27 protein-coding genes are annotated in these 25,431 nt (G+C 63.3%); 20 read left to right on the top strand and 7 right to left on the bottom strand.

The window, feature by feature from the left end; genetic code table 11:
* A partial coding sequence (locus QZT63_RS12330; RefSeq protein ID WP_290651588.1) for a tetratricopeptide repeat protein occupies positions 1 to 536 on the top strand: 536 nt, incomplete at its 5' end.
* Positions 537 to 560: 24 nt separating this feature from the next.
* Here QZT63_RS12330 and QZT63_RS12325 read toward each other — a convergent pair.
* Complete coding sequence (locus QZT63_RS12325; RefSeq protein ID WP_290651586.1) at positions 561 to 1,625, bottom strand: polysaccharide deacetylase family protein; 1,065 nt, start codon at positions 1,623 to 1,625, stop codon at positions 561 to 563.
* Between the two features lie 154 nt (positions 1,626 to 1,779).
* On the bottom strand, positions 1,780 to 2,580 hold the full coding sequence (locus tag QZT63_RS12320) for an inositol monophosphatase family protein (RefSeq protein WP_290651584.1): 801 nt from the start codon (positions 2,578 to 2,580) through the stop codon (positions 1,780 to 1,782).
* Positions 2,581 to 2,932: 352 nt separating this feature from the next.
* Here QZT63_RS12320 and QZT63_RS12315 point away from each other — a divergent pair, with 352 nt between their 5' ends.
* The 13 genes from QZT63_RS12315 (at position 2,933) to QZT63_RS12255 (ending at position 14,081) form a co-directional block, all read left to right on the top strand.
* Positions 2,933 to 3,679 (top strand): RNA methyltransferase, encoded by a 747-nt coding sequence (locus QZT63_RS12315; protein ID WP_290651583.1) that lies wholly within the window; start codon positions 2,933 to 2,935, stop codon positions 3,677 to 3,679.
* A 181-nt stretch (positions 3,680 to 3,860) separates the two neighbouring features.
* Positions 3,861 to 4,673 carry a serine O-acetyltransferase gene (cysE, locus tag QZT63_RS12310; protein WP_290651581.1) on the top strand — a complete coding sequence of 271 codons (813 nt, stop codon included), beginning with the start codon at positions 3,861 to 3,863 and terminating at the stop codon, positions 4,671 to 4,673.
* On the top strand, positions 4,657 to 5,922 hold the full coding sequence (locus QZT63_RS12305) for an aminotransferase class V-fold PLP-dependent enzyme (RefSeq protein ID WP_290651580.1): 1,266 nt from the start codon (positions 4,657 to 4,659) through the stop codon (positions 5,920 to 5,922). Before cysE ends, QZT63_RS12305 begins: the two co-directional genes overlap by 17 nt.
* A 4-nt stretch (positions 5,923 to 5,926) precedes the next feature.
* Positions 5,927 to 6,325 (top strand): iron-sulfur cluster assembly scaffold protein, encoded by a 399-nt coding sequence (locus QZT63_RS12300; protein WP_290651578.1) that lies wholly within the window; start codon positions 5,927 to 5,929, stop codon positions 6,323 to 6,325.
* Positions 6,322 to 6,645: an iron-sulfur cluster assembly accessory protein gene (locus tag QZT63_RS12295; RefSeq protein ID WP_290651576.1), complete on the top strand. Its 324-nt coding sequence runs from the start codon at positions 6,322 to 6,324 to the stop codon at positions 6,643 to 6,645. Before QZT63_RS12300 ends, QZT63_RS12295 begins: the two co-directional genes overlap by 4 nt.
* Positions 6,646 to 6,721: 76 nt before the next feature.
* On the top strand, positions 6,722 to 7,147 hold the full coding sequence (ndk, locus tag QZT63_RS12290; RefSeq protein WP_290651574.1) for a nucleoside-diphosphate kinase: 426 nt from the start codon (positions 6,722 to 6,724) through the stop codon (positions 7,145 to 7,147).
* On the top strand, positions 7,128 to 8,279 hold the full coding sequence (gene rlmN / locus QZT63_RS12285; RefSeq protein ID WP_290651572.1) for a 23S rRNA (adenine(2503)-C(2))-methyltransferase RlmN: 1,152 nt from the start codon (positions 7,128 to 7,130) through the stop codon (positions 8,277 to 8,279). The genes ndk and rlmN overlap by 20 nt, the downstream gene beginning before the upstream one ends.
* On the top strand, positions 8,276 to 9,019 hold the full coding sequence (gene pilW / locus QZT63_RS12280) for a type IV pilus biogenesis/stability protein PilW (protein ID WP_290651570.1): 744 nt from the start codon (positions 8,276 to 8,278) through the stop codon (positions 9,017 to 9,019). Before rlmN ends, pilW begins: the two co-directional genes overlap by 4 nt.
* Positions 9,020 to 9,035: 16 nt before the next feature.
* Positions 9,036 to 10,112, top strand: coding sequence for a RodZ domain-containing protein (locus QZT63_RS12275; RefSeq protein ID WP_290651568.1), 1,077 nt, complete (start codon positions 9,036 to 9,038; stop codon positions 10,110 to 10,112).
* 80 nt (positions 10,113 to 10,192) lie between these two features.
* Complete coding sequence (gene hisS / locus QZT63_RS12270) at positions 10,193 to 11,482, top strand: histidine--tRNA ligase (RefSeq protein WP_290651566.1); 1,290 nt, start codon at positions 10,193 to 10,195, stop codon at positions 11,480 to 11,482.
* 14 nt (positions 11,483 to 11,496) lie between these two features.
* Positions 11,497 to 12,129: a tetratricopeptide repeat protein gene (locus QZT63_RS12265; RefSeq protein ID WP_290651564.1), complete on the top strand. Its 633-nt coding sequence runs from the start codon at positions 11,497 to 11,499 to the stop codon at positions 12,127 to 12,129.
* Positions 12,126 to 13,280: an outer membrane protein assembly factor BamB gene (gene bamB / locus QZT63_RS12260; protein ID WP_290651562.1), complete on the top strand. Its 1,155-nt coding sequence runs from the start codon at positions 12,126 to 12,128 to the stop codon at positions 13,278 to 13,280. Before QZT63_RS12265 ends, bamB begins: the two co-directional genes overlap by 4 nt.
* A gap of 3 nt (positions 13,281 to 13,283) precedes the next feature.
* A complete protein-coding gene (locus QZT63_RS12255; RefSeq protein WP_290651560.1) occupies positions 13,284 to 14,081 on the top strand; it encodes an NRDE family protein in 798 nt (265 codons plus the stop codon).
* Here QZT63_RS12255 and QZT63_RS12250 read toward each other — a convergent pair.
* On the bottom strand, positions 14,078 to 14,794 hold the full coding sequence (locus QZT63_RS12250) for a pentapeptide repeat-containing protein (protein ID WP_290651558.1): 717 nt from the start codon (positions 14,792 to 14,794) through the stop codon (positions 14,078 to 14,080). The two genes, QZT63_RS12255 and QZT63_RS12250, sit on opposite strands and share 4 nt — an antisense overlap.
* 340 nt (positions 14,795 to 15,134) lie before the next feature.
* Between QZT63_RS12250 and adk the strand changes: the two genes are divergently transcribed.
* The 3 genes from adk to pdxH all read left to right on the top strand — a co-directional run bounded on the left by adk (position 15,135) and on the right by pdxH (position 17,951).
* Positions 15,135 to 15,791: an adenylate kinase gene (adk, locus tag QZT63_RS12245; RefSeq protein WP_290651557.1), complete on the top strand. Its 657-nt coding sequence runs from the start codon at positions 15,135 to 15,137 to the stop codon at positions 15,789 to 15,791.
* 142 nt (positions 15,792 to 15,933) lie between these two features.
* Positions 15,934 to 17,364 (top strand): nodulation protein NfeD, encoded by a 1,431-nt coding sequence (locus tag QZT63_RS12240; RefSeq protein ID WP_290651556.1) that lies wholly within the window; start codon positions 15,934 to 15,936, stop codon positions 17,362 to 17,364.
* Complete coding sequence (gene pdxH, locus QZT63_RS12235; protein ID WP_290651555.1) at positions 17,361 to 17,951, top strand: pyridoxamine 5'-phosphate oxidase; 591 nt, start codon at positions 17,361 to 17,363, stop codon at positions 17,949 to 17,951. The genes QZT63_RS12240 and pdxH overlap by 4 nt, the downstream gene beginning before the upstream one ends.
* Here pdxH and QZT63_RS12230 read toward each other — a convergent pair.
* Positions 17,933 to 19,120 (bottom strand): MFS transporter, encoded by a 1,188-nt coding sequence (locus QZT63_RS12230; protein WP_290651554.1) that lies wholly within the window; start codon positions 19,118 to 19,120, stop codon positions 17,933 to 17,935. The genes pdxH and QZT63_RS12230 overlap by 19 nt on opposite strands.
* 64 nt (positions 19,121 to 19,184) lie before the next feature.
* Positions 19,185 to 20,381, bottom strand: coding sequence for a hypothetical protein (locus QZT63_RS12225; protein ID WP_290651553.1), 1,197 nt, complete (start codon positions 20,379 to 20,381; stop codon positions 19,185 to 19,187).
* A gap of 635 nt (positions 20,382 to 21,016) precedes the next feature.
* Between QZT63_RS12225 and QZT63_RS12220 the strand changes: the two genes are divergently transcribed.
* Positions 21,017 to 21,331, top strand: a complete 315-nt coding sequence (locus QZT63_RS12220; protein WP_290651552.1) for an H-NS histone family protein — start codon at positions 21,017 to 21,019, stop codon at positions 21,329 to 21,331.
* Positions 21,332 to 21,417: 86 nt separating this feature from the next.
* Here QZT63_RS12220 and QZT63_RS12215 read toward each other — a convergent pair whose 3' ends face one another.
* Positions 21,418 to 22,191, bottom strand: coding sequence for an ABC transporter permease (locus tag QZT63_RS12215; protein WP_290651551.1), 774 nt, complete (start codon positions 22,189 to 22,191; stop codon positions 21,418 to 21,420).
* A 27-nt stretch (positions 22,192 to 22,218) separates the two neighbouring features.
* A complete protein-coding gene (locus QZT63_RS12210; RefSeq protein ID WP_290651550.1) occupies positions 22,219 to 23,184 on the bottom strand; it encodes an ABC transporter ATP-binding protein in 966 nt (321 codons plus the stop codon).
* 375 nt (positions 23,185 to 23,559) lie between these two features.
* Here QZT63_RS12210 and QZT63_RS12205 point away from each other — a divergent pair, with 375 nt between their 5' ends.
* Both QZT63_RS12205 and QZT63_RS12200 read left to right on the top strand, forming a co-directional pair.
* The gene (locus tag QZT63_RS12205; protein WP_290651549.1) at positions 23,560 to 24,114 is read left to right on the top strand and encodes a hypothetical protein; all 555 of its coding nucleotides are present in this window, start codon (positions 23,560 to 23,562) and stop codon (positions 24,112 to 24,114) included.
* A 163-nt stretch (positions 24,115 to 24,277) separates the two neighbouring features.
* Entirely contained in the window at positions 24,278 to 25,255 is a 978-nt protein-coding gene (locus QZT63_RS12200; RefSeq protein WP_290651548.1) for a glutathione S-transferase family protein, read from the top strand.
* Positions 25,256 to 25,431: the final 176 nt, after the last annotated feature.

The raw sequence follows: 25,431 nt of genomic DNA, 5'->3' as shown, positions 1-25,431 counted from the left end.
GTCGAACGCTGGAGGAACTCGGCGCCGAGGGCGAGTGGGGCCGGGAGGAATACCGGCGCCGCATACAGACCATCAAGGAGCTTGAACCGGCCTACGAGGCCCATGACAGCGGCCGCAGGGCGCTGCGTGAGGGCAATGTGGAACAGGCTCGCGAACAGGCGAGGAAGGCCCTGGACATGGAGTCCGGCGAGGCGATTTTCCATGCGCTGCTCGGAGACAGCTTTGCCATGGAAGGCCGCATGGAAGAGGCCGAAACGGCCTACAGTGACGCGCTGGAGCGCGACGACAGCTGGTTCTATCACCACCTGCGCCGCGGTATGGTCCGCGAAAACCTCGGTAGTCTCGACGGTGCACGTACCGACCTGCGGCGCAGCCTTGAGCTGCTGCCCACGGGCGACGCACATTACTACCTCGGCAATGTGGAGCGGCGCACGGGCAATCGCCGTCTTGCCATCGAGCACTACCGCACAGCCGCCCAGGCGGAGGGCGAGACAGGCAAGCGGGCCCGCGAGGCCCTGGAGCAAATGGGCGTCTGATCACTGGGAGACGGCGTTCCCGGCTCACTGCGGCAGCACGATCCACTGCTGACTGAACCAGTAAAAGCGGCCCTGTTCCGGCGACGGTGCAGTGCAGTTGTACCGCGTCCGTCCGGTGCGCAGCGTCTCGGGCGGCTCCACTTCGAAAATGCGGGCATCCCGGTCCACCCAGTCGATGTCGACGCTCCCCTGGCGGCCGACGAAGCAGGCGAGCTGGTTCAGCCTTGCCTCGCTCTCGGCGAGGGTTGCGCGCATGCGTGGGGGGTTGTTGTCCGTTGTAGCGACGGGATCCCAGGGCTCCAGCTCGATGACCGGCAGCGCTTTGGCGCCGGCTTTCTGCCGGAAATCGTCGAAGTCGAAGTAGGCGTCTGCCATGGGGAACCTGGGCAAGGCAAGCTTGTGGCTATGCGGGCCAATGGCACCGCTGTGCTGGCCAACGCCGATATAGCCGAGTTCTTCGGTGATGTCGGCGACCGTTTGGTTGTACTCGCCGTACGGATAGGCGAACAGCATCGGGATGTCGTTGTGCTCGCCCAGTTCTTCCTCCAGACGCTCCTGGGCCTGTTTGATGTCCTCGCGAATGCGCTGTGTGTACTCGGCATCGGACTCGTCCTCGCCCCGACGCACCAGGTAATCATGCGTCGTCGAGTGATTGGCAAACGTGGCTCCGTGTTCCTCCATTTCGCGCATCTGCTCCCAGGTCATGTAGCCGGAAAGCCCGTTATCGACGGGTTCTGTGGCGACGAAGACGATGTACGGAACATCCCGCTCCTTGAGAACGGGATAGGCCTCTTCGTAGACGGAGCGGTACGCGTCGTCGATGGTGATGGCGACGGTGCGGTCGGGTACTGACTCGCCGTTGTCCAGGTGCTCGACGATGCGCTCGAAGGGCCAGATGGTGTAGCCCTCCTCCTCGAGGTAGTCCAGCTGTTTCTCGAATGCATCCATGGAAATGCTGGTGGCGGGGTAATCATCTTCACCGAAGCGGTGATACATGAACGCCACCGCGTTCCAGCCACCGGCCTGAGCCGCAGCGATCTCCGCACCGAATAACAGGCCCGCCAGCGCCAGTCCCCGTAATAGTGTCATGCTCTGTCGCTCCTCTTGCTTGTGCGGGCATCCACCCGCCCCTCAAGTCGCGTTGCATCATACCGTCGGCCCGGCAGAAGCGAAACGCTCAGTACGGATCGGTCCTAAGGTGGCCTTCCGGGGGTTGTGGTGCTCGGTGCAGGGGTGATCGGGATCAGCGCTTGAGCAGCGCTGCGGTGCAGTGGGGGCGTATCTGCTGGAGCAGGTCGTGGAAGAGCTTGGGGCTGCCGGCAATAATGTTGCCGTTGTCCATGTAGGCCTCGCTGCCATTGAAGTCGCCGACGACCCCGCCGGCTTCGCGCACGAGCAGTGCCCCGGCGGCGACGTCCCACGGTTTGAGGCCGAGTTCCCAGTAACCGTCCAATCGTCCGGCGGCGACGTAGGCGAGATCCAGGGCGGCGGATCCCGCCCGGCGCAGATCACCGGCGCGCTGAACCACGGCCTGGAATTGTCCCAGGTAGGCGTCCATGTGTTGGGGGTGCCGGAAGGGGAAGCCGGTTCCGATCAGGCGGCCTTCGATGCTCTTGTGAGTGCGCACGCGGATTTTGTGACCGTCCAGCGTGGCGCCATTGCCTCGGGTGGCGGTGAACAGTTCCTGCCGCACCGGGTCGTAGATAACGCCAACTTCCAGGCGCCCCTTATGCTGCAAGGCGATTGACACGGAAAAGTGAGGAAGCCCGTGGACGAAGTTGGTAGTGCCGTCCAGCGGGTCGATGATCCAGACGTACTCGGAGTTACCCTGGCTGCCGCCTTCTTCGCCCAGGAACTCGTGGTCGGGGTAGGCACGTTGCAGGGTGCCGATGATTTCGTGCTCCGCGCTTCGGTCCACGTCGCTGACGTAGTCGTTCAGGCCTTTGGCTTCGATGCGGATGCGATCGAGGCGGTCCAGGGAGCGAACAATCACGTTGCCGGCGCTGCGCGCGGCGCGCACGGCGATGTTGACCATCGGGTTCATGGAGCGTGAGTCCGTCGACCGGGAATTGGAGCGGGAGCATAACAGGTCTGGGCGCATGGTTGAACTTGGTGGCGTTCTGTCGGGCCCTTGGCATGGTGGACACGTTGATGGAGCTCCGGCGCTTCGCCTTTTCCGCCACTCCGGCCTGGCCGGGCGACAGGACATCCCTGTCCTGACGCCCGGTGGTCGCATCCCTGCGACCACCCTTCGGGCCGGACGGCCTACATGGCGGGCTACGCGAGTCGCCCCATCAACGTGTCCACCATGCCAAGGGCCCGACAGAACACCTCAGTATGATTGGATATCTTGGCTTAGACTATGCTGCGCGATGGAATGAGCTTCAGGAGCTTGAATGCGGCCCGAACACATACGCATGGTCTTGGTGGAGCCCTCGCTGGCGGCGAATGTTGGTGCGGCGGCGCGGGCGATGAAGACCATGGGGTTGAGCGAGTTCCATCTGGTGGCGCCGCGGCAGTTTCCACACCCGAATGCGACGGCCATGGCATCCGGGGCGGATGATCTGCTCGCGGCTGCCCGGGTGCACGAGACGCTGGACCAGGCGCTGGCCGGGGCGACACTGGTGTTGGGTTTGTCGGCGCGCCAACGCACGCTGTCCTGTCCGGTGGCCAACCCCCGGGAGGCGGCTGCGATGGTGCTTGGGGAGGCCGAGTCGCGCCCGGTGGCGGTGCTGTTCGGGCGCGAGCGCGTGGGCTTGACCAACGCAGAACTGGATCGTTGCCATCGCCTGGTGCACATTCCGGCGAACCCGGATTACAGTTCCCTGAATATCGCGGCTTCCGTGCAGGTGATGGCCTACGAGTTGCGCATGGCCAGCCTGGCGGGCGAGACGGTGGCGCAGCCGCGCTCCCAATGGCCGCCGGCGACGGCGGATGACATGGAGCGTCTCTACGAGCATCTCGAGCGAGTGCTCCAGCGCATTGATTTTCTCGATCCGTCCAACCCGCGGGCGTTGATGCGGCGCATGCGGTTGTTTATTGGGCGGGCCCGGCCGGACCGTAATGAAATGCAGATTCTGCGCGGCATTTTGGCGCACGTGGAAAAAGGGCTGGACGGGCGCTTGCGACGGGAGGGATCGTAAGTAGTTTCCCAACGATTGTGTCTGTTCCTGCGAATTGGATACCATTTCGGTGTGATGTTCAGACACCTCGCCTGGCTGTGTTGCCGCTTATCCTGTTGCCGCGTTTGCTGCGGCCGCGGCGCGTGATTGCCCGTGGGTTCGCGAGAACCTGATTCCCCCAATCCGGACAAGGACACCCCCAATGTTCAAACGTATTCGAGAGGATATCCGGTGCGTCCGGGACCGCGACCCTGCAGCCCGCAACGCTTTTGATGTTCTGACCTGCTATCCCGGTATCCACGCCCTCCTGTGGCACCGGCTCTGCCACAGGCTCTGGATTTGGCGGCTGTACTGGCTGGCGCGCTTCGTCTCCCTTATCGCCCGCTGGACCACCGGCATCGAGATTCACCCCGGTGCGCGCATCGGCCGGCGTTTTTTCATTGATCACGGCATGGGAGTCGTCATTGGCGAGACAGCCGTCATCGGCGATGACTGCACCCTCTATCATGGGGTGACCCTGGGCGGCACAAGCCTGGAGCAGGGCAAGCGCCACCCGACGCTGGAAGATGACGTCGTCGTCGGAGCGGGCGCGAAGGTGCTTGGCCCGGTGACGGTCGGCACCGGTGCCCGAGTGGGCTCCAATGCGGTGGTGGTCAAGGATGTGCCCGAGGGCGCCACGATGGTGGGAATTCCAGCGCGCATTGCCGGCCAGCGCGAGGAGAAGACGCCGCGGCGCCAGGCGACGGCCCGCAAGATCGGCTTTGACGCCTATGGCACCACGGATATGCCTGATCCGGTCAGTCAGGCCATCAACTCGATTCTCGATCATATCTATGTGACCGACGAGCGATTGGTGGAGATGTGCGAGGTGATTCGGGATCTGGGCGGGCGGCTGCCCGACGCCCGGATTCCCGATCTGGACTGCAGCAAGTTCGAAAATGGCCTTAGAACTCACCAGGAGGCTGTCGAACAGGCGAAATTGGGAGGTGACGGCACCGGTGAGCACTCCCGCTGAGCTGCCTTATCTGGACTACGCTGCGACCACGCCGGTCGATCCCCGGGTCGCGGAGTGCATGGCCGCGTACCTGCAGCGTGACGGTACCTTCGGCAACCCGGCGTCGACCCATCGCTGGGGGCAGGCCGCCGCGGCCTGCGTGGAGCAGGCGGCAGCGCAGGTGGGTGCGTTGATTGGGGCCGCGCCAGACGGTGTCGTGTGGACTTCCGGGGCCACCGAGGCCGACAACCTGGCGGTACTGGGTGCCGCGCGTTTCGTCCGTGAGCGCGGACGCGGCAATCACGTCCTCTCGGTGCGCACGGAACACCCGGCGGTGCTGGGTGCGGTGGAACAGCTTCGCCGTGACGGGATGGACGTCACCCTGCTGACGCCATCTGCGGATGGCAGCGTCAGCGTGGATCAGCTGGGTGAGGCCCTGCGGGACGACACGGCCCTGGTGTCGGTGATGCATGTCAACAACGAAACCGGGGCGGTCCAGGATATTGCGGCAATCGGCAGTCTGTTGCGTGAGCACCGCGCTTGCTTGCACGTGGACGCCGCCCAGAGCGCCGGGCGAGTGCCGATTCGTGTCGAGGACTGGGGCGTGGATCTGCTCTCGCTCTCCGCGCACAAGCTCTACGGGCCCAAGGGAGTCGGGGTGCTGTGGGTACGGCCGCGGCCGCGGCTGAGGCTCTCGCCGCTGCTCCATGGGGGCGGGCAGCAGGGCGGGCTGCGTCCCGGAACCCTGGCACCGCATCTGATCGCCGGCATGGGCGAAGCATGTGCCCTGGCTGACAACGCCATTGAGGGCGAACCCCCGCGGTTGCGGCGGCTGCGGGAGCGCTTCCGGAAGTGCGTCACCGACCTGGACGCCGTCGTCCTCAATGGTCAGCCGAACGGGAGCCCCCATATCCTCAATGTGAGCTTCGGTTGCGTCAACGGCGATGCCCTACGGCTCGATATCGAGGGTTTGGGAGTGTCCGCCGGATCGGCCTGCAGCGCGTCAAACCGGGGTGGCTCGCATGTGCTGCGGGCCATGGGGGTTCCCGATGCCCTGGCGCACAGCACCCTGCGTGTCAGTTTCGGGCGCTGGACCACCGAGACCGAGGTGGATACGGCCGCGCAATGCGTGGTTGCGGCGGTGCGACGCCTGCGGGCGTTCTCGCCGTCCTGGCGGCGGTACCAGGGGGGCGCGTCGCTGGACGGGATGTACGGTAGGAACGCTCCTCTGGCGGGGGTGTCTGGGGAACAAGGTGAACAGCAAAGGTGAAGGGATGGGCCTGTGGGGCGTGGCGTTGGAACACTACCATGCCCCGAGAAACGCCAATGGGTTGACAGCCTTTGGGGATAGGGTCGGCAGGGGTTGCGCGGGTGCGGTACAATCGGGGGTTGAAGTAGCCTTTCAGGTGGTCGCCTCGAACGATGGACGCTTGGCTGAGCTGCGTTGGGAATGCATGGGGCCGCCGGCCGCAATTGCCGCGGCGAGTTGGTTGTCCGAGGAGCTGCGAGGCGTGACGCCTGCGGACGCGGGCAGTTGGACGGCGCTGGCGATCGGCGAGGTGCTGCATCTTCCCGTAGAGAGTATGTCCAGCGTGCTCGTGGTGGAAGATGCCTTGCGCGCGGCATTGGCAGAATTGGAAGAGCATCAACGATCTGGAGGTAGCAGTTCATGACAGTGCAATTGACCGAAGCGGCAGCCCGGCACGTCAAGGCGCATGCCAAAAAGGAAGGTCATGATCACAGCCTGCGCCTCGGTGTGCGCACCAGTGGATGTTCCGGTTTCATGTACACGGTGGATTACGCCGAGCACGTCGGCGAGAACGATGTCATCTACGAGCAGCATGGCGTGAAGGTGGTCGTGAGCCGCAAGAGCCTGCCGTTTCTTGAGGGCATGGAGGTGGATTTCATCCGTGACGGCCTCAACCAGCGGTTCGATTTCCGCAACCCGAACGTTAAGGATCAATGCGGCTGTGGTGAAAGCTTCACCGTCTGATGGGGCGGCGTTACACTGTGCGCCGTTTTTCCGGAGCATTGCGCGTCTACATGAACCTCTATATCGGAGTTACCGGATGGCCGTTGAACGCACCTTGTCCATCATTAAGCCTGACGCTGTTGCCAAGAACGTCATTGGCGAGTTGTATGCGCGCTTCGAGAAGGCCGGCCTGAAGATCGTTGCCGCCCGCATGGTGCATCTCAGCCGCGAACAAACGGAGCGTTTCTATGCCGTTCACAAGGACCGTCCGTTCTTCGATGCGCTGGTTGGTTTTATGATCTCGGGTCCGGTCATCGTGCAGGTGCTCCAGGGCGAGGACGCCATCCGCAAGAACCGAGAAATCATGGGCGCCACCAACCCCAAGGAGGCGCTGGCTGGAACGATTCGCCACGATTATGCGGATAGCATCGACGCCAATGCGGCGCACGGCTCGGATTCTTCAGAGACGGCCGCGCAGGAAATTGAGCATTTCTTCAGGCCCGATGAAATCTTTTCCCGCTAAGGTGGTTGCAGAGCCGGCGCCGGTGCCTGCTCAGGTTTCGGAGAAGCTCAATCTCCTGGGGCTGGATCGCAAGGGCCTGGAAGGGTTCTTCGCCGGCGTGGGCGAGAAACCCTTTCGCGCATCCCAGATCCTCAAGTGGGTTCACGCCCGTGGAGTCACCGACTTCGGCGAGATGACGGATCTCAGCAAGGCGTTGCGAGGAAAACTCGCAGACATGGCAGAAGTTCGCGTGCCCGAGGCGGTGACGGATCAGACCTCGGGCGATGGCACACGCAAATGGCTGCTGCGCCTGGATGGGTCCAACGCCATCGAGACGGTGCTGATTCCGGAGAAGAATCGCGACACCCTGTGCATTTCATCACAGGTGGGTTGCGCGCTGGCGTGTACATTTTGCTCAACGGGCTACCAGGGCTTCAATCGGAACCTGTCCGCAGCCGAGATCATCGGCCAGCTCTGGTACGTGAGCCGGATACTCGACCGGGAGGGTGCCCGGCGCAACGTTACCAACGTGGTGTTCATGGGGATGGGCGAGCCATTGCTCAATTTCAAAAACGTGCTGCCGGCATCAGAACTCATGAAGGACGACCACGCATACGGGCTTTCCAAGCGTCGGGTGACGTTAAGCACCTCCGGCGTGATTCCGTATCTCGACCGGCTGACGGAAGTCAGCGACATCAGCCTCGCCGTGTCCCTGCACGCGCCGAATGATGCACTGCGCGACGAGCTTGTGCCGATCAACAGGAAGTACCCCATTGCCGAACTCCTGGCGGCTTGTCGGCGTTATATCGCCGACAAGCCGCATCGCAGTATCACCTGGGAATACGTCATGTTGGACGGTGTCAATGACACAGACGCGCATGCCCGGCAGCTCGCGCGGTTGCTTAAAGGCATTCCGTCCAAAGTCAACCTGATTCCCTTCAATGCATTCCCGGAAGCCCCGTACGCACGCTCGTCCGACGCGCGCATCCGTGCCTTCAGCCACATCCTCAGCAACGCTGGGCTGGTTGCGACGACGCGCAAGACCCGTGGCGATGACATTGACGGCGCTTGCGGTCAGCTGGTCGGCAGGGTTGCGGACCGGACTCGGCGGCGGCAGAAGCGCTCGGAAGGCACGCAGGCGCCGCAGGCATGACCCCGAGACTCCTTGGCCTGCTACTGTTGGGTGCGCTCGTGGCGGTCGGCTGTGCGGGGGGACAGGATTCACGTCGAGCGTCGGATATCAACACCCAGCTCGGCATGAACTACCTGCAGCAGGGAAACCTGAACCAGGCCAGCGAGTCGCTGGAAAGGGCCCTGCAGCAGAACAGGCGTAACGCCGAAGCCCACGCCGCCAAGGCCGTGCTCTCCGAGCGCCTTGAACAATACGACGATGCCGAGCGTCATTTTCGCCGCTCGCTGCGCCTGGACGACGAGCAGCCGTCAGTGCGCAACAATTACGGCCGTTTTCTGTGCAACCGCGGTCGTTATGGGGAAGCGCAACAACAGTTCGATTACGCCATTGACGATCCGTTGTACCGGCGGCGACATGTCGCCCTGGCAAACGCCGGGCTGTGCGCTCTGCGGGATGAGCGCATGGATGTCGCCGAAGAGTACCTGCGACGGTCACTGGAGCATGAGCCGAATTTCGCGCCTGCGCTAAGGCGCCTTGCCCGGTTGCGCTACGACAGCGGGGACTACGTCTCGGCCCGGGGATATTACCAGCGTTATACGCAGCGCAGTGATCAAACGGCATCCACGCTGCTGTTGGGCGTGCGTATCGAGACGGCTTTGGATAATCGTGACGAAGCCGCGAGCTATGCATTGAGGTTGCGCTCGCAATTCCCCGAGTCCGACGAGGCGCGAGAGTTACGCGAAATCGAGCGCAATGACTGAGAGCTTGAGGGACCAAGTGAACACTGTCGCCCCCGAGGCCGGACTGGGCATCGAACTCCGCGCCGCCCGCGCCGACAAAGGGCTGAGCGCGGACGATGTGGCGAACGCGCTGCATCTAACCGTACACACGGTCGAGGCGATCGAAAATGGATGCTGGGAGGATTTACCCCCAGGACCATTTCGGCGCGGGTATGTCCGTTTGTATGCCGGACTACTGGGGCTTGATGCGGACCCCCTGATCCGTCGCCTCGACAATGCCGCCACGCAGACGGTGCCGCCACTGCGGATCTCCGGCCCTGTGCACACCGCCCCGCAGATGCCGCGTCTGCTCGCCCGTGGCGGTTTGGCCGTCGTCGTGGGCGCACTCGTGGGCGGCGCTGGTTGGTGGGCCCTGGATCAGAGCGCCCCCGCCGTCTCGGACGCGCCGAGTGCCGAGCTGACGGCGCCTCAGAACGAGGGGCTGTCCGCGTCCGAGTCCGCCATCGCGGCTGTCGATGGGCCAAACGGTGTCGATGACGATGCGGTGGTGGCGGGCGAACTGCCGATGGACACCCAACCGGCCGCGGATGCGGCTATCCAGGGGGAATTGCCTGCGGGGCCGCTCACCCCAGCGGTGCTGGGGGAAGAGTCTGCCGCTGCTGGACTTGGGTCTTCGGGTGATGAGAACGCACGCACCGGGCACGCCCCGCTGGTTGGTGGTGGCGGTGAGCGCTCCGTGTCAGTGGTGAGCGCTTCGGGCGAGGACGAAGTCGGCGAGCCTGAAGCGTTGCAACCTGAGCGAGAGCAGGTGCAGGAGCCTGTGGAATCGGTGCCCGTTACCGCCGGGGGCGAAGAGATGTCGCCACCTTTGACTGACCCACAGCAAATGGTGCTCGAGTTCGGGGGTCCGTCCTGGATGGAGGTGACGGATGCCCGCGGGGAGCGCCTGCTGTACGGGCTCGTGCAGGAGAGGGGCGAGCGGGTGATCCAGGGAGAAGCGCCGTTTTCCGTGGTCATCGGCGACGTGACTCAAGTCGGGGTTGTCTTCGCCGACGAATCAGTCGACCTTGGGCCCCGCGAGGCCGGACGGGTCGTACGCCTTGAAGTGCCTTGAGCGCCTGTTGTGAACGCGAATCCCGTCCCTTTCGTTTGCCGCCCCGTTGCCCCGAGTGTCCCGTAACCCAGGGAGGTCCATTGGCTAAAACCATCCAGTCCGTCAGGGGGTTCGGCGATGTGCTGCCTGAGCAGACGCCTGTGTGGCAGTTCGTTGAGGATCGCCTGCGCTCGACCCTTGATCGATACGGATACGAGGAGATCCGGCTGCCCGTGCTGGAGAAGACCGAGCTCTTCTCGCGCTCCATTGGCGAGGTGACGGACATCGTCGAGAAGGAAATGTATACCTTCGACGACCGCAACGGGGACAGCCTGAGTCTTCGGCCGGAAGGCACGGCGGGCTGCGTGCGCGCCGCAATTCAACACGGGCTCTTGCATAACCGTCAACCCAGGTTGTGGTATGCCGGTACCATGTTTCGCCACGAGCGTCCCCAGCGGGGGCGTTATCGCCAGTTCAATCAGGTAGGCGTGGAGGTGTTCGGGCTTGAGGGGCCGGACATTGACGCTGAAGTCATACTATTGGCTGCGCGCATGCTACGAGAGGTCGGCCTTGACGACATTCGCCTGGAGCTGAACACCCTGGGTACACCCGAGGCGCGGGCGGCTTACCGGGAGGCCTTGGTGGCGTTTCTGCGCGGCCACGAAGCGGCCCTGGACGCGGACAGTCTCCGGCGGCTGGAAACCAACCCGTTGCGCATCCTCGACACGAAAAATCCTGATACCCGTGCCGTGCTGGCCGAGGCACCGGCCATGGCGGACTGGATCGACGAGCCGAGTCGGGCGCATTTTCGCGAACTCTGCGCCATTTTGGATCGTGCCGGGGTGGCCTACACTGTGAACCCGCAGCTGGTGCGCGGGCTCGATTATTACGGTCGCACGGTGTTTGAGTGGATTACCGAGCAGTTGGGGGCGCAGGGCACAGTGTGTGCGGGTGGACGGTATGATGGCCTGGTCGAGCAGATCGGCGGGCGCGCGACACCGGCCATTGGCTTTGCCCTGGGCCTGGAGCGGCTGGTGGCCCTGGTGGAAGATGCAAGGGCTGCACCGAGTGCGAGCTCGCCCCACGCCTATCTGGTGCTGGTCGGCGAATCGGCCAGCCGCGAAGGACTGGTTCTGGCTGAGGAACTCCGGGACGCGATTCCGGGTCTTCGCCTTGTGACCCATTGCGGTGGCGGTGGCTTCAAGAGCCAGTTCAAGCGGGCCGATCGTTTGAGGGCGAATTTCGCGCTGGTCATGGGCGATGACGAGGTGGTTCGTGGTGAGGTGACCATCAAGGATTTGTACGGCGGCGGGGAGCAGCAGATTGTGACCCGTGCTGAGTTGCCGGTATGCATGCGGCGGCTGCTCGATGGCCTGCCCCCGAAATTGTAACGGACGGAAAATCGATGAGTGATGACGAACAGGTCGAGAAGCTGCGGGACTGGTGGAAAGAGAACGGCCGTGCCGTGATTGCGGGCATCATCATTGCCGTGGGCGGCGTTGTTGGCTGGCAGCAGTGGGGGGCCTATCAGGATCGCCAGGCGGAAGCCGCCTCCACCTCGTACATGCACTTCATCGAGGCCCGTGAGACCGACGCGGATTCAGAGACCGTGGCGCGTCGGGGACAGCGCGTCATGGATGATTACCCCGGCACGACCTACGCGGCAATGGCCGGACTTCAGCTCGCCGACTACCAGGTTCGTGAGCACGAGACCGCAGCGGCGATGGACACGCTCCGCTGGGTGGCCGAGAACGCAGCCGACAAGTCGTTCAGGGACCTTGGCCGGCTTCGGCTGGCCCAGCTGCTCTACGGCGAGGATGCGCTTGATGAGGCACTATCGGTGCTGGAAGACGCCGAGGATGGCCCTTACGATGGCCGCTATCATGAGTTGCGGGGCGATATTCATGCCGCCAAGGGCAACCGTGACCGTGCCCGTTCGGCTTACGAGGATGCGCTGGCCGCTGATGAGCTGCCCGCCTTGCGCAGGAACCTGATTGAACTCAAGCTCAATGAGCTCGGCGGTGGGGTGTCGGCGTGAGGCGGCTGTTCACGCTCCTGTTGACGAGTCTGGTCCTTGTTGGGTGCGGTGCGTCGCCGGAACGAACATCGCCGGCGGACGACCTGCGCGATGGTCAGCTTGAAGTGGTCGCTGAGCGCGAATGGCATCGGCGTGCCAGCTCCGGTGTGCAGACGCACGGTGACGCGTTGCCGCCGGTACTGGTCGACGGCGTGATTCACGTGGCAGACCGCCGCGGGCGCATTAGCGCCTATTCAGCTGAGAGTGGACGACTGCAATGGCGCCACGGCATCGGCGAAGGCGTATCCGGTGGTCCGGGGATCAGCGATAACCTGGCCGTTGTGGGCACCCGCAAGGGCCGTGTGTTCGCGGTCGACACCGACAGCGGTGAAACCCTCTGGGAGGCGCGTGCCAGCAGTGAAGTCCTGGCCGTGCCGGCTGTGGGGAACGAGATCGTTGTTGTACGCACGGCCGACGGTCGGGCGTACGGTTTCAGCCGGGATGCCGGGTCGCGGCGCTGGCTTCAGGACGTCAGTGTGCCCGCGTTATCGCTGCGTGGAACCGGAAACCCGGTGATCGCGGGCGATCGTGTTCTGATCGGTTTCGAGAACGGGCAGCTGCAGGCCATCAGCCTGGGCGGTGGCAGTGTCGACTGGCAGGTGACTGTCTCCGAGCCGCGGGGCAGTGCGGACCTTGACCGCGTTCGCGACGTCGACGCAACCCCCGTTGTCTTTGAGGGTACCGTCTACGTGGTCGGGTATCGTGGTGATCTGCTGGCGCTCTCCGCGGAGCGGGGCGATGTTTACTGGGATCGCGAACTCTCCTCCCATGCCGGTTTGGACGTCGACGCTGAGCGGGTCTATGTCACGGATGATCGGGGAGGTATCTGGGCGCTGGACCGGCGAACCGGCGCGGCGATCTGGCGCCAGAGCGATACGCAGGGCCTGCAGCCGACGTCCCCGGCCGTCCATGGCGACAAGGTTGTATTTGGCGACGAGACCGGCCGTATGACTGTGCTCTCCGCCCAGGATGGGAGAATCCTGGCCCGCGTTCGGGTTGCCGACGCAGACAGCATCTCCCAGGCTCCGGTCAGTGACGGGGAGGGGGTCCATGTACTCACTGACAACGGCTTGCTCATGCGGTATCACTTACGGGATCGCGACACGGAGTAACGCATGTGCCTTGTGGTCTTTGCGCTGCACCGGCATCCGGGTTATCCCCTGATTTTCGCCGGCAATCGGGACGAGTTCCACGAGCGGCCCACTGAGGCCATGCACTGGTGGGCCAGTCCCCGGGTCCTGGCCGGCCGGGACCGGACAGCCGGCGGAACCTGGCTCGGTGTCACCCGGGAGGGTCGGTTTGCCACAGTGACCAATTATCGCGATCCGGACGAACAGCGGCCGGACGCCGTCTCGCGCGGGCAGCTGGTCCTGGACGCGTTGGCGGCCGAGGATATGCGCCGGCTCGGCGATACGCTCGAAGCTGCTGGCCACCGGTATAACGGGTTCAATCTCATTTGGGGTGACCCGACCGGGCTTTACTATTACTCCAATCAAGACGGCCGCGCACAGGCAGTTTCACCCGGGGTTCACGGGTTGAGTAATGGCCTGCTGAACACGCCTTGGCCGAAAGTGCTGCGGGTGCGCCAAGGGTTGGATCGGCTCCTGTCGGCCGAGGCCCCCGTCACCAGCGATGCGCTTCTCGGGATGCTGGCCGACCCGCGGCCGGCAGAGGAGGCGTCGTTGCCTGATACGGGCGTCCCCAGGGAGTGGGAACGCCTGCTCTCGAGCCCCTTTATTGTCAGCCCCGCCTACGGCACCCGGGCGTCCACCGTCGTGCTAATGGCGGCCGATGGCACCATCAGCGTGCGCGAGCGGACGTTCGACACGGGCGGCCGCCCGCTCGGTGACCAGACTTACGAGTGGCAGGCTCGGGCATCCAATAGGCACCGCAGCTGGATTACAGGGCACTAGTCACACGCCCCCACGCTCCGCGGTCGACAGTGGCTGCGATCGATCCAGGTGGCATTGCCGAGCTTTGCCTCGTCGAAAATCGTGCCCCGGATCGATGCGTCGCGCAGATCCGCGCGCTGCAGGTTTGCACCGGTAAAATCCGCGCCTGCCAGGGCCGCACTGTCGAGGTTGGCGCCTTGCAGATCGGCGCCTTGCAGGTCGGCGTTTTCCAGATTCACATGGCTCAGGTTGGCACCGCTCAGATCGGCGTCGCGGAATCGGGCCCCCTCGAGATTCGCCCGGGTGAAATCGGCGTTACTGGCGACGGCATCGGTGAAATCCGCACCGCGCAGTTGCGCATTGTAGAAACTGCTGTCGCTGAGCTCCGCGGTGGTAAAGCGCACTGCGGTCATGTCGGCCGAATCCAGGCGACCCCCGCCGAGGTTGGCTTCACTGAAATCCGCCTCCGGGAGGCTCGCCGAGACAAAGCGCGCGTCCTGCAGATTGGCACCGTGAAACCGGGCGCGCGCCAGCCGCGAGGCGCCGAAATCTACCCGGCGCATGCGGGCGTTGCGCATGTCCGCCTCGTCCAGGGCTGCATCCGTAACGACAGCGCCCTCGAGGATCGCGCTATGCAAGTCTGCGCCGGTCAGGTCGATGCGCCGTAACAGTGCTCGGCTGAGATCGGCCTCCTGGAGTTCGGCACCGCGCTTGTCGCATCCCGCCCAGTTCACGCCGGCACGGGGCTCCGCGTTGCAGTCCGCATGGGCGGGTGATACGCTCAGCGCCGAAAAAATGAGCAGCCCCAGGAGGATGAACCCCAGACTGCTACCGCATGTATGCCGCGACGCCTGATCGGCGCTACAGTCGCCAATCCCGCAGCAGCTCGGGCGGCTTATGGGGTAGAGTGGTGCATTGTCGGGTTGGCTCGGGGCACTTGCCGCAATCCATCTTCGCCCAAAGCGCCCCGTGCGCGGCCGGCGGCGGGTCGCGACGCCGCCGATCACGTCCACCGTGTTCCGGAACCAGACAACGGTTCGTTTCTGCAAATAAAAGTGAGGAGGCACCTGAGTCATGCGGATTATTCTATTGGGCCCGCCCGGAGCGGGCAAAGGTACACAGGCCGCGTTTATTTGCGAGCATTTTGGCATTCCGCAGATCTCCACAGGTGACATGCTGCGTGAGGCTGTCAAGGAAGGCACGCCGGTGGGCAAGGAAGCGGAGAAGATCATGAGCTCCGGCGGCCTGGTCTCCGACGATATCATTCTTGCGGTGGTCAAGGAGCGCATCGCCAAGCCTGATTGTGTCAATGGTTTTCTGTTCGACGGGTTTCCCCGGACCATCGGCCAGGCCGAAGCGGTGAAGGACGAGCAGATCGCCCTGGATTACGTCGTTGAACTGCAGGTGCCCGATGAAGATATCGTCGCTCGCATGAGCGGTCGTCGCGTGCATCCCGCGTCCGGGCGCGTCTACCACGTGGAGCACAACCCGCCGAAGGCGCCGGGCAAGGACGACAAAACGGGCGAGGACCTCGTCCAGCGTGAAGACGACCGCGAAGAGACGGTGCGCAAACGCCTGGAAGTGTATCACGAGCAGACGCGGCCACTGGTTGAGTATTACCAGAAGCTCGCCGCCAGTGGCGAACCCAACGCCCCGCAGTATGTGGCGCTGGACGGCAGCGGCGATATGAACGAGATCCGCGATCGGGTGCTCGCTGCACTGAAGCCCTGAGCGCGGGCGCGCGCAGCGGCCCCTGGCGGGTCGCCACCGTGTGTTCCCATGACATGGGAGCCATTGCTGCGGTATTGTAGATGGGTCAGGGGCCTGTTCCGTTGGCCCCGGACTCAACCTTGAGCGGCAGCGGTTCCGTGTCATGAAGCGTCTTGTTGTCATCTGTCTTCTGTTGTTGATTTCCCTGACCGCCGGGCGCGCCGAAGAGGCGCCGGGCGCTTATGTGCTGGAAGTCCGCGGGGCGATCGGGCCCGCGACTGTGGACTACGTCAGCCGGGGTATTGATCGTGCCGCCGACCGCGGTGCCAGCCTCGTTATTTTGCGCATGAACACCCCCGGCGGGCTCGATAATTCCATGCGCGACATCATCGAAGCCATTGTCGAGTCACCGGTACCGGTGGCCACGTACGTTTCGCCCAGCGGTTCTCGTGCCACCAGCGCCGGCACGTACATCACGTATGCCTCCCATATCGCGGCCATGGCGCCGGGTACGACCATCGGGGCGGCCACACCCGTGCAGATGGGCGGTATGCCCGAGGTTGATGATGAGGAGGCACCTCCGGAAGAGGAGGACAACAACGACAACGACAACAACGGCGACAGCGACAATGCGGACAACGACGAGGCCGCGGACGAGAACGGCAACGGTGCGCCGCAGCCGGGCAGCGCGATGGAGCGCAAGATGATCAACGACGCGGTCTCCTACATCCGCTCGCTCGCGGAGATGCGCGACCGCAACGCCGACTGGGCAGAGAAGGCGGTGCGCGAGGCGGCCAGCATTGGCTCCAGGGAAGCTCTGGAGCTCAACGTCATCGATTTTATCGCCGAAGACATGGACGACTTGCTGGCGCAAAGCGATGGCCGCGAGGTAAAGACCGCCGCTGGCGACGTCACGCTCGAGACCGAAGGGCTCGCCCTGGAGTTCATTGAGCCGGATTGGCGTAACGAGCTTCTGGCGGTGATCACCAACCCGAACGTCGCCTACATCCTGATGCTGGTGGGCATCTACGGCATCATCTTCGAGCTGGCTAACCCAGGATCGATCGTCCCGGGTGTGCTCGGGAGCATCAGTCTGTTGCTCGCACTCTTCGCCTTCCAGGCGCTGCCGATCAACTACGCCGGTCTGGGGCTGATGCTGCTTGGTGCCGCGTTTATGGTGGGTGAGGCGTTCATGCCCAGTTTCGGTATCCTGGGTATCGGCGGCGTGGTGGCCTTCATTCTGGGGTCGCTGCTGTTGGTCGATACCGGCGTCGAAGCCTATGAGCTGTCCATGACCGTGATCATTGGTGTCGCCGCCGTGAGTTTCGTGGTGATCTTCGGCATTGCCACCATGGCTCTGCAGTCCCACCGCCGGCGTGTGACCTCCGGCGCCCAGCAGATGGAGGATGCGGAGGCGGTAGCGGTGGCGGATTTCCGTGATGGCCAGGGCAAGGTGCGACTGCTCGGTGAGGTCTGGAACGCCGTTATGGACGGCTCCGGGGAGATTCGCAAGGGCGACCGGGTTCGGGTGACGGCGGTTGATGGCCTCAGTGTCCGCGTCAGGCCTTCCAGCGCCCGCCAGGAGTCGCAATGAGCCTGCGTGAAGAGGCGATTGAACGCTTTCAGCAGTGCTTCCGCCAGGCCGAGGCATGTGCACAGATCGCAGATGCCACGGCCATGACCCTGTCCACGGTCAGCCCTGAGGGGCAGCCCGCGGCCCGGACGGTGCTGTTGAAACAGCTGGACCAACGCGGCTTCGTTTTTTACACCAACACCCAGAGTCGCAAAGGGCGGCATCTGGCCGCCCAGCCGCGGGCCGGGCTGTGCTTTTATTGGGCGCCGCTGAGCCTGCAGGTGCTGGTCGAAGGTCTGGTCAGCCAGGTGAGCCATGAAGAGGCTGATGCCTACTTCGCCTCACGGCCGAGGTTGAGCCAGATCGGCGCCTGGGCATCACGGCAGTCGGAGCCCCTGGACAGCCTGGAGACGCTTGCTCGGCGGGTGGAGGACCTGGAGCGCGAGTACGCGGACAAGACCATCCCCAGGCCGCCCTACTGGTCTGGTTACCGGGTCGATCCCGGATTCATCGAGTTTTGGACCGCGGGCGACGGCCGACTGCATCGCCGTGAGCGATATGAGCGCGGTCCGGACGCTCAGTGGACGCACTATTTCGTCAACCCCTGATTGAGCCCTGCGATCCAGCCAAGCCGCCGCAACCAGGGCAGGCTCAGGGCGATCAGCGCCGCGGTGACCAGTAGGGTCGGCAAAAGGCCGAGAACTGCAGTCGAGGCCGCGCCGACGATTGGGCCCAGGAACAGTCCGACAGCGAAGGCGAGATTGAACACCGCGTAGGCAATGCCGTAGGACTGCCCGTCGTGTCGATCGACGCGGGCAGCCAAGCCCGGCAGGGCGGGGCCCAGTGCCAGCGCGCAGAGCAGCCCGGTGGCGGCAAACAGCGGCGCTGTCCACCACGCCCCCGGAGCCAGGGCAAACAGCGGCAGCACGACGACCAGGGGTGCTGCCGCGTACCGAATCGTCGCCACCGCGCCCCAGCGGTCCGCGCTGTAGCCCGCCAGCGGCGAGCCCAGTGCGAACGCCGCAGCGATGAGGCCGAACAGGAGCCCAATGGTGCCGGCGCTTGTGCCGAAACGCTCCTCCAGGTCCAATGGCAGCGTGGGCTCCAGAAGCCCCATCACGGCCGCGACGGCGGCAACCACGCCTGCCAGGCCGACAATGCCCGAATCCGACAGGATTGTTCCCAGCGGCGCTGTTGTTGTTGTGGCGCGGGTGGCCTGGACGCGTATCAGGACGACAGCCGCTGCACCCGTGAGCGCGAAGGCGGCCAGCGTCGGGAGCACAAAGGCGGGGCGCACGCCCAACCAGTCGCTGACGAAGCCGCCCAAGGGTGGCCCCGCCATCAGTCCAAGCGCGAATGCCGACATGACCAACCCCATGGTGCGTCCACGCTCTCGGGTGGGCCAGTGGTTGGCAATAATGGCGAGGCCGGCCGTCCAGGTGGCCCCCGAGGCGGCCCCCTGCACGGTGCGCGCCAGGACCATCACCGCAAAGCTCTCGGCGACCAGGTACAGCAGCAGGCTCAGTGCGAGGCCCGCGATGCCGCCGAGCAGGGGCAGCCGGTATCCCCAGTGCCGCACGCCAACCCCGATGAGCGGTGTGGCCACGCACAGCCCCAAGGCGTAACTCGCGAGCAGAATGCCCGCTCCTGCCTGGCCGAAGTCCAGATCAGTGCTCAGCCTCGGTAGCATGGGCACGACCAGCCCGTAGACCAGCGTATCCAGGCAAACACCAGCGACGATGATCGCGAGCACGGCCTGCCGAACGCCTCGGGACATTCCAGTGCTCTCCCCTTGTGCGTGCGGGTTGCAGTGCCGGTACGAGGAACGGCTCAGTGTTGTCTCAGTGGCTAGGGCCTATCGCCTCCGGCCACGGTAGAAGCTGGTCGCGACTTGGCGTGTGCAGCACGTCTCCGGGTTGGATCACCTCAAGTTCCAGCCCGAAGCGCTCGGCCGTGGCTCGCCAGAGATCACGCGTATGGGAAACCGCCTCGGGAGCGAGAGGGTACTGATTGGCGTAATGAAGAATGCGGCCATCGCCGGAGCGAACCAGCACGGTAAAGGCAATCGGACCGAGCCCCGGCCGGCTGTGCTCCGTAAGGCTGATGCCCGCTACATCGGTCCAGTGATCGCTCTGCGTGACGATCTCGTTGACATGCTGCGTGTTGGCGGGCATGGCGCACATGCGCGCCTCGGATAGCGCTTTGTCAAGATTGTCGTCACGAAGCGCCACTGCATGCTCGACCGAATGGACCTGCAACCCGTGCGCTGCAAGCCCTGCGGTGTACTGTCGCTGCAGCTGATGGAAACGGCCATAGTCGGCGGCAGGGTGTTCGCTGTCAGGATGTTCCGCCGACCATTGGCGGAACGTCAGAAAACGCGCGAACGCCTCGGTGCCGTCCACAATAATCAGATTCCCTTCCGGTAACTCGATTCGCGCCGGCGGTTGATCAATGAATAGGGCGCTTTCGAGAAGTTGCCACAATGGGCCAAACCCTGCGTGTTCGAGCTGGATTTTCATCAACGCGCACAGGTCATTGAACGTGGCAAAGGAGAGGTTGAGTGGTTGTACACCGAAACTGTCCTGAATCAACTGGCCGGTCCTGAGGGAAGCGCGCCCCTTCTCCAGGAGTTGCTGCTCCAGTCGTGGGCTGAGTGCGTCCATGGCCTCAGGCTCGCCGAGGAAGACGAACGGAATGCACAGCAGCGGCCCTGACCCTGGTCGTCTCTGGGGCGCGATCTCCGGCATGGGAAACTCCGCACCCTGGGTCCCGATTGCCATAACCTGCGGCTGGAAGCGCGTATCCGGGAGGCTGCGGCGGTACAGCTCCGCCAGGCTGTCCACGATTGGGAGCCCAGGGCGCAGAATCTCCGTCACATCATAGAGGCCGCCGAGCACAACGAACCCGTACTGGTGCAGCGGCCCGAGAATACGCTGGAGGTCCTCGGCCAGCGCCCAGCACAGCTTGTCCGCCGCCTCCCCGGTCAGTGGTTCCGGCGGTGGTTCGCCCTGGGTCACCACCTCCAAATCCAGTTCCACTGTAAGCACTGCGGGAGCGGGAGAGCCCCAATTTGGCATGCGTGTAAACCTCATCAGCAACAATGAAAGGGCGGTTACTATACCTCGATGGGTCGATTCGGACCCATAGCCGTGTTGCGCGCCCCGGCGTGGAATCACCACGCCTGCGCTCGCGCGTTTTATCGGCCAGGCGCACACCGACGGTGAGACCGGGCCATACTTCCCGGAGGGTCGGTCAATAGCGGATGGACACCCGCCGGCCATGGGAATGACAGGTTTACAATTGCTAGATCCGCATTTTGACCACGAGACCTTATTCAGCGTTCCCCAAACGAGGCGTTGGGCGTCACATGGCTAATCTCCTAGCCATTCGCTCAGACACCCGTCCGGGAAACGGCCGTCGTCGTTCAGCAGGACTCTTCGCCGTTCATTCAGTCAATTTGGAGTGTTGCACAAAGCAAATCTTTCGACTATCTTTCGGAAGCTGCTAGTCAAATTCGGTAACCTGAGTGTTGTCAGGTTACGGGTGAATCCAGGCAGTGAGAAAGTCCGGGCAGTGACCATCTGAACTGCAGACTCGGGCTGTTGTATCCAGGATGAAGCGTTAATGCAGGTACATAGTCGGCCGTAGGCAAGCGATTGTCATAGGAGCTAGAATGGATCTAACCACATACAGTAGCCAGCAACTGAATCAGCTGAAAAAGGATATCGACAAGGAACTGCGAAAGCGTCGTCGCCAGGACGTCAAGGAGGCACAGAAAGAGCTGAAACAGGTCGCTGAAAAATACGGGCTGGCGGTTGCCGATCTGGTCACGGGCACATCGGCGAAGCCGACCAAGAGTACCGGGACGGTTCGCTTCCGCCACCCAGAGGACCCCTCCAAGGGCTGGTCGGGGCGCGGCCGCAAACCCGGTTGGATCAAGGATTGGGAAGCGAAGGGGCGTTCCCTGGATGATCTGCGCGTCGATTGACGCGACTGTCCCCGGCCGCCCCTCACGTGCAATGCCTGTAGCCGGTTGGTCGCGGGCATTTTTTTGGGTGGCGATTCCAACGGGCATCAACCGCGCAGACCCACCCCCCGGTGAAGAAGAAAGAGGCTGAGAGTTCCCAGCAGCAGGATGAAAAGACCGATGATCCCGTAGGCGATCCAGATGTTGATATCGGCGGTGCCCAGGAAGCCGTAGCGGAATGCGTTGACCATGTAGAGCACAGGGTTCAACAGCGAGACGCCCTGCCACAGGTCGGGGAGCAGGGAAATCGAGTAAAAGACACCCCCCAGGTAGGTCAGCGGTGTGAGGATGAAGACCGGTACGATTGAGATATCATCAAACTTCTTGGCGAAGATCGCGTTGACGAACCCGCCCAGGGAGAACAAGACCGAGGTCAGGAATACGACGGAAATGAGCACCCCGATGCTGTGGATTTGGAGTGTGGTGAAGAAGCTCGCGACAACGGTAACGATCAGGCCGGTGAGCAGCCCGCGGCCCACACCGCCGGAAATGTAGCCCGCAAGGATGATGAAGCTGGGCGTCGGGGAGACCATCAGCTCCTCGATGTGCTTTTGGAACTTCGCCCCGAAAAATGATGAGACCACGTTTGCGTAGGAGTTGGTAATCACGGCAATCATGATAATGCCGGGAACGATGAAGTCTATGTACGTGAAGCCATCCATGGGGCCGATGCGCGGGCCGATGAGATTGCCGAAAATCACGAAGTAAAGCGTCATGGTGATCGCCGGGGGCAGCAGCGTCTGCATCCAGATGCGCAGATACCGGTTCGTCTCCTTGTAGGCAATGGTCTGCAGGGCAATCAACGATTGTCGCCAGTACATGTGGAGTCTCCAGTGCCTGAGGTGTCGTCAGGCGTTCTCGGCGGCTTCGGCTTCGGGTGACTGCTCGGCGGATTGATCACTGCCGTTGTCTTCGAGAAGCCGCAGGAAGAGTTCCTCCAGGCGGTTGGCCTTGTTGCGCATGCTCAGCACCTCCACTCCGCGTTCGTGCAAGGTGGCGAACAGCTCGGTCAGGGATTGGCGGTGGCGGATTTCCACCTCGAGGCGGGAGTGATCCAGCTGCTGGATGGCATAGCCGGGAATGTCGGTGACGTGGTCCGTGGTCCCACTGACGTCGAGAATAAACGCGTGAGTCTTCAATCGGTTGAGCAGCGCCTGGGTCGTGGTGTGCTCGATGATCTGCCCCTCGTCGATAATGGCGATTTTGCGGCACAGGCTCTCGGCTTCTTCCAGGTAATGAGTCGTCAGGATGATGGTTGTACCCTGGCGATTGATCTCGCGCAGGAACTCCCACATCGAGCGACGCAGCTCGATATCGACGCCGGCGGTGGGTTCGTCGAGAATCAGCAGCGGGGGCTCATGGACCAAGGCCCTCGCAATCATGAGTCGGCGTTTCATTCCGCCCGAGAGGGTGCGTGAGGCCTGCTTGCGCTTATCCCAGAGCCCAAGCTGGTGCAAGTAGCGTTGCGTACGTTGGCGCGCTCTGCGGCGGGGGATGCCGTAGTAGCCGGCCTGGTTGAGCACGATCTGCTCAACGGTTTCAAAGCCGTTAAAATTGAACTCCTGGGGGACGAGGCCGAGGCGCGTCTTGGCCTCCCAGGGGTGCTTGATGAGATCGTGGCCGAAAATGTGAACGCTGCCGGACGTCATGGTGACCAGGGAGCTGGTAATGCCGATCAGTGTCGACTTGCCGGCGCCGTTGGGCCCGAGCAGCCCAAAGAACTCTCCCTGTGAGACCTCCAGGCTCACGTCGCGCAGGGCGGTTACGCCGCCCCGGTAGGTCTTGTTGAGGCGTTGCAGCGAGAGTGCCTTCATAGATGCCAAAAAACTCCAGCCGGATGTGGGGGTGGTCGCAAAGCAGGCGCCCGGGGCATGATCGGCCAAGCTTTGACAGCTTGCGCTAAAATGGTCTGGTGCGGCGGTTGATCGTACGAAAAGGCGAGCGTTCTAGGTTACCGGGCACGCGGGCTGTTGAGCAAGCGGGTGTGACTTTCTCCCGTTGCCGGATCGGGTGGGCGCGGTTACTGTTCATCCGTCGGCGGGGAACCTGTGGGATTTTCTGTCGTCAGAAGGGGCAAGCCGTCGCTCAGCGACGCCGTCTGATTGACAGGGCGTGGAAGACGGCTGATAACCTAGTTGACTTGACGCGAGAAGCGGCCCTTGAGGCCGCGAACAGGAGAAGGCCTGACTATGCAAACTCAGAGAATCGGTAAGGGAGCCCTGCGTGCCATGGTGGCAGCTATTGCCCTGGTGTTCGCCGGCGGCGCCGCAGCGCAGCTGGAGCAAGAAGGTGGCCCGCAGATGGAACTCCAGCAGATCCAGCAGCGGCTCGCCGAGGCGCAAGAGCAAGCACTTGAGGCCAATCCTGGCCTGCAGGCACAGCGCGAAGAGCTGGAAGAGCTGGTAATTCGGAAGATGGAAGAGGCAGGCTACGATCCAGACGCCAGTATGGATACCCTCGAGTCCGTGCAGGGGCGGATGCAGGATGAGAGCCTGTCCGACGAGGAACGCCAGCAGATGTTGCAGGACGCCCAGGAGGCCCAGCAGGACCTTCAGGAAGCTCAGCAGGTCGCGATGCAGGATGAGGAAGTGAGGCAAGCCCAACAGGCGTTCCAGGATGACCTGATGGATGCCATGCGTGAGGAGGAACCGGAGACGGACGAACTCATCGAAGACTTCCAGCGGATCCAGCAGGAGATGCAAGGCGGTATGGGCGGCCAGCAGGGCGAGATGGCCCCGCAGTAAACCGCGCGCCCCACCGTTACAGGGCCCGGGTCGGCCATTGCGCCAGCCCGGGCTTTTCGTGTTGATGGGCATAAAGGCCCATCGCAAGAGTCCTAAATCGGACTATCCTCGTTAACTAATTGTGGCGTGCGAGCCCAATGACTGATGCAACCGGAGCCAAGGCATGGGTGGTCGACTGATTGAAGGGGTCTGGTATGCGCACGGGTATGAGCCGGATGACAAAGGGCGCTTTGTTCGCCAGCAATCCGCCTTTCGGGATTGGACGGTGGATGCACACGGGGCACGCTTTCGCCCTGAAGTCGGCCGCTACCATCTGTATGTGTCCTACGCCTGCCCATGGGCGCACCGGACGCTGATCATGCGTCAACTCAAGGGCTTGCAGGGGGCGATTCCCGTCTCGGTCGTGCACCCGTTGATGCTCGATGATGGCTGGGAGTTTCGGGACTACCCGGGGAGTACGGCAAGCACCGCGGAGGGTGTCCACGGGGTGCGCTATCTGCGGGATGTGTACCTGGCGGCTGAGCGGATGTACACCGGTCGCGTGACGGTCCCGCTGTTGTGGGACACGCTGGAAAAAACGATCGTCAACAATGAGTCCCGGGAAATTCTTCGCATGTTTAATCACCATTGGCAGGCTGTGGCCGGGGATACGACCGACTACGCGCCCGCCGGAGTGATCAAGTCAGTGGACGATGCGATCGATGCGATCTATGAACCGGTGAACAACGGCGTCTATAAGTGCGGATTTGCGGGCTCCCAGGAGGCTTACGAAGAGGCCGCCGACGCCCTGTACGCCGCCCTGGATCACTGGGACGGGGTACTTGGCGAGCGGCGGTTCCTGTGCGGGCATCAGCTGACTGAGGCGGACATCTGCCTGTTCACCACGCTGGTGCGATTCGACCCCGTCTACAGCGTCCATTTCAAGTGCTCTCAGCGACGCATTGTGGACTACCCGAACCTGCCGAACTATCTGCGGGATCTCTACCAGCGCCCGGCGTTCCGCGAGACCACGAACATGGATCACATCCGCCAGCATTACTACCGGAGCCACACCTTTATTAATCCCACGGGAATCGTTGCGCGCATGCCGATTTTTGACCTGGACGCCCCCCATGGGCGCGAGCGATTGGGCCGGGCCTGAAGGGGGGTTAGTGTCCTGTCCCGCAAATAACGTTACGATTGTCGCGGCCCTGACGGTCCCTGGCGGCGTTGCGCCTCCTCGGCGTAGCCCCCGCTACGCCTCGTCGGCGCGCCTTGCCAGGAACCGTCAGGATCCACGCCAATTTTCGCAACTTATTTACGGGACAGGACACTAGC

The sequence above is a fragment of the Aquisalimonas sp. genome (genome assembly GCF_007120195.1).
Classification (GTDB): Bacteria; Pseudomonadota; Gammaproteobacteria; order Nitrococcales; family Aquisalimonadaceae; genus Aquisalimonas.
The sequence above is the reverse complement of the archived record's forward strand: the minus strand, read 5'-3'. Positions and strand labels throughout refer to the sequence as shown.

Bases quoted from the DNA above. Each gene is read 5' to 3' on its own strand.
- pdxH (WP_290651555.1), top strand. From the start codon at position 17,361: ATGAGCCTGCGTGAAGAGGCGATTGAACGCTTTCAGCAGTGCTTCCGC.
- QZT63_RS12315 (WP_290651583.1), top strand. From the start codon at position 2,933: ATGCGGCCCGAACACATACGCATGGTCTTGGTGGAGCCCTCGCTGGCG.
- QZT63_RS12215 (WP_290651551.1), bottom strand. From the start codon at position 22,191: ATGTACTGGCGACAATCGTTGATTGCCCTGCAGACCATTGCCTACAAG.
- QZT63_RS12240 (WP_290651556.1), top strand. From the start codon at position 15,934: ATGAAGCGTCTTGTTGTCATCTGTCTTCTGTTGTTGATTTCCCTGACC.
- QZT63_RS12325 (WP_290651586.1), bottom strand. From the start codon at position 1,625: ATGACACTATTACGGGGACTGGCGCTGGCGGGCCTGTTATTCGGTGCG.
- pilW (WP_290651570.1), top strand. From the start codon at position 8,276: ATGACCCCGAGACTCCTTGGCCTGCTACTGTTGGGTGCGCTCGTGGCG.
- QZT63_RS12265 (WP_290651564.1), top strand. From the start codon at position 11,497: ATGAGTGATGACGAACAGGTCGAGAAGCTGCGGGACTGGTGGAAAGAG.
- rlmN (WP_290651572.1), top strand. From the start codon at position 7,128: ATGAAATCTTTTCCCGCTAAGGTGGTTGCAGAGCCGGCGCCGGTGCCT.
- QZT63_RS12255 (WP_290651560.1), top strand. From the start codon at position 13,284: ATGTGCCTTGTGGTCTTTGCGCTGCACCGGCATCCGGGTTATCCCCTG.
- QZT63_RS12205 (WP_290651549.1), top strand. From the start codon at position 23,560: ATGCAAACTCAGAGAATCGGTAAGGGAGCCCTGCGTGCCATGGTGGCA.
- QZT63_RS12320 (WP_290651584.1), bottom strand. From the start codon at position 2,580: ATGAACCCGATGGTCAACATCGCCGTGCGCGCCGCGCGCAGCGCCGGC.
- QZT63_RS12210 (WP_290651550.1), bottom strand. From the start codon at position 23,184: ATGAAGGCACTCTCGCTGCAACGCCTCAACAAGACCTACCGGGGCGGC.
- QZT63_RS12220 (WP_290651552.1), top strand. From the start codon at position 21,017: ATGGATCTAACCACATACAGTAGCCAGCAACTGAATCAGCTGAAAAAG.
- QZT63_RS12295 (WP_290651576.1), top strand. From the start codon at position 6,322: ATGACAGTGCAATTGACCGAAGCGGCAGCCCGGCACGTCAAGGCGCAT.
- adk (WP_290651557.1), top strand. From the start codon at position 15,135: ATGCGGATTATTCTATTGGGCCCGCCCGGAGCGGGCAAAGGTACACAG.
- QZT63_RS12200 (WP_290651548.1), top strand. From the start codon at position 24,278: ATGGGTGGTCGACTGATTGAAGGGGTCTGGTATGCGCACGGGTATGAG.
- cysE (WP_290651581.1), top strand. From the start codon at position 3,861: ATGTTCAAACGTATTCGAGAGGATATCCGGTGCGTCCGGGACCGCGAC.
- ndk (WP_290651574.1), top strand. From the start codon at position 6,722: ATGGCCGTTGAACGCACCTTGTCCATCATTAAGCCTGACGCTGTTGCC.
- QZT63_RS12300 (WP_290651578.1), top strand. From the start codon at position 5,927: ATGGGCCTGTGGGGCGTGGCGTTGGAACACTACCATGCCCCGAGAAAC.
- QZT63_RS12230 (WP_290651554.1), bottom strand. From the start codon at position 19,120: ATGTCCCGAGGCGTTCGGCAGGCCGTGCTCGCGATCATCGTCGCTGGT.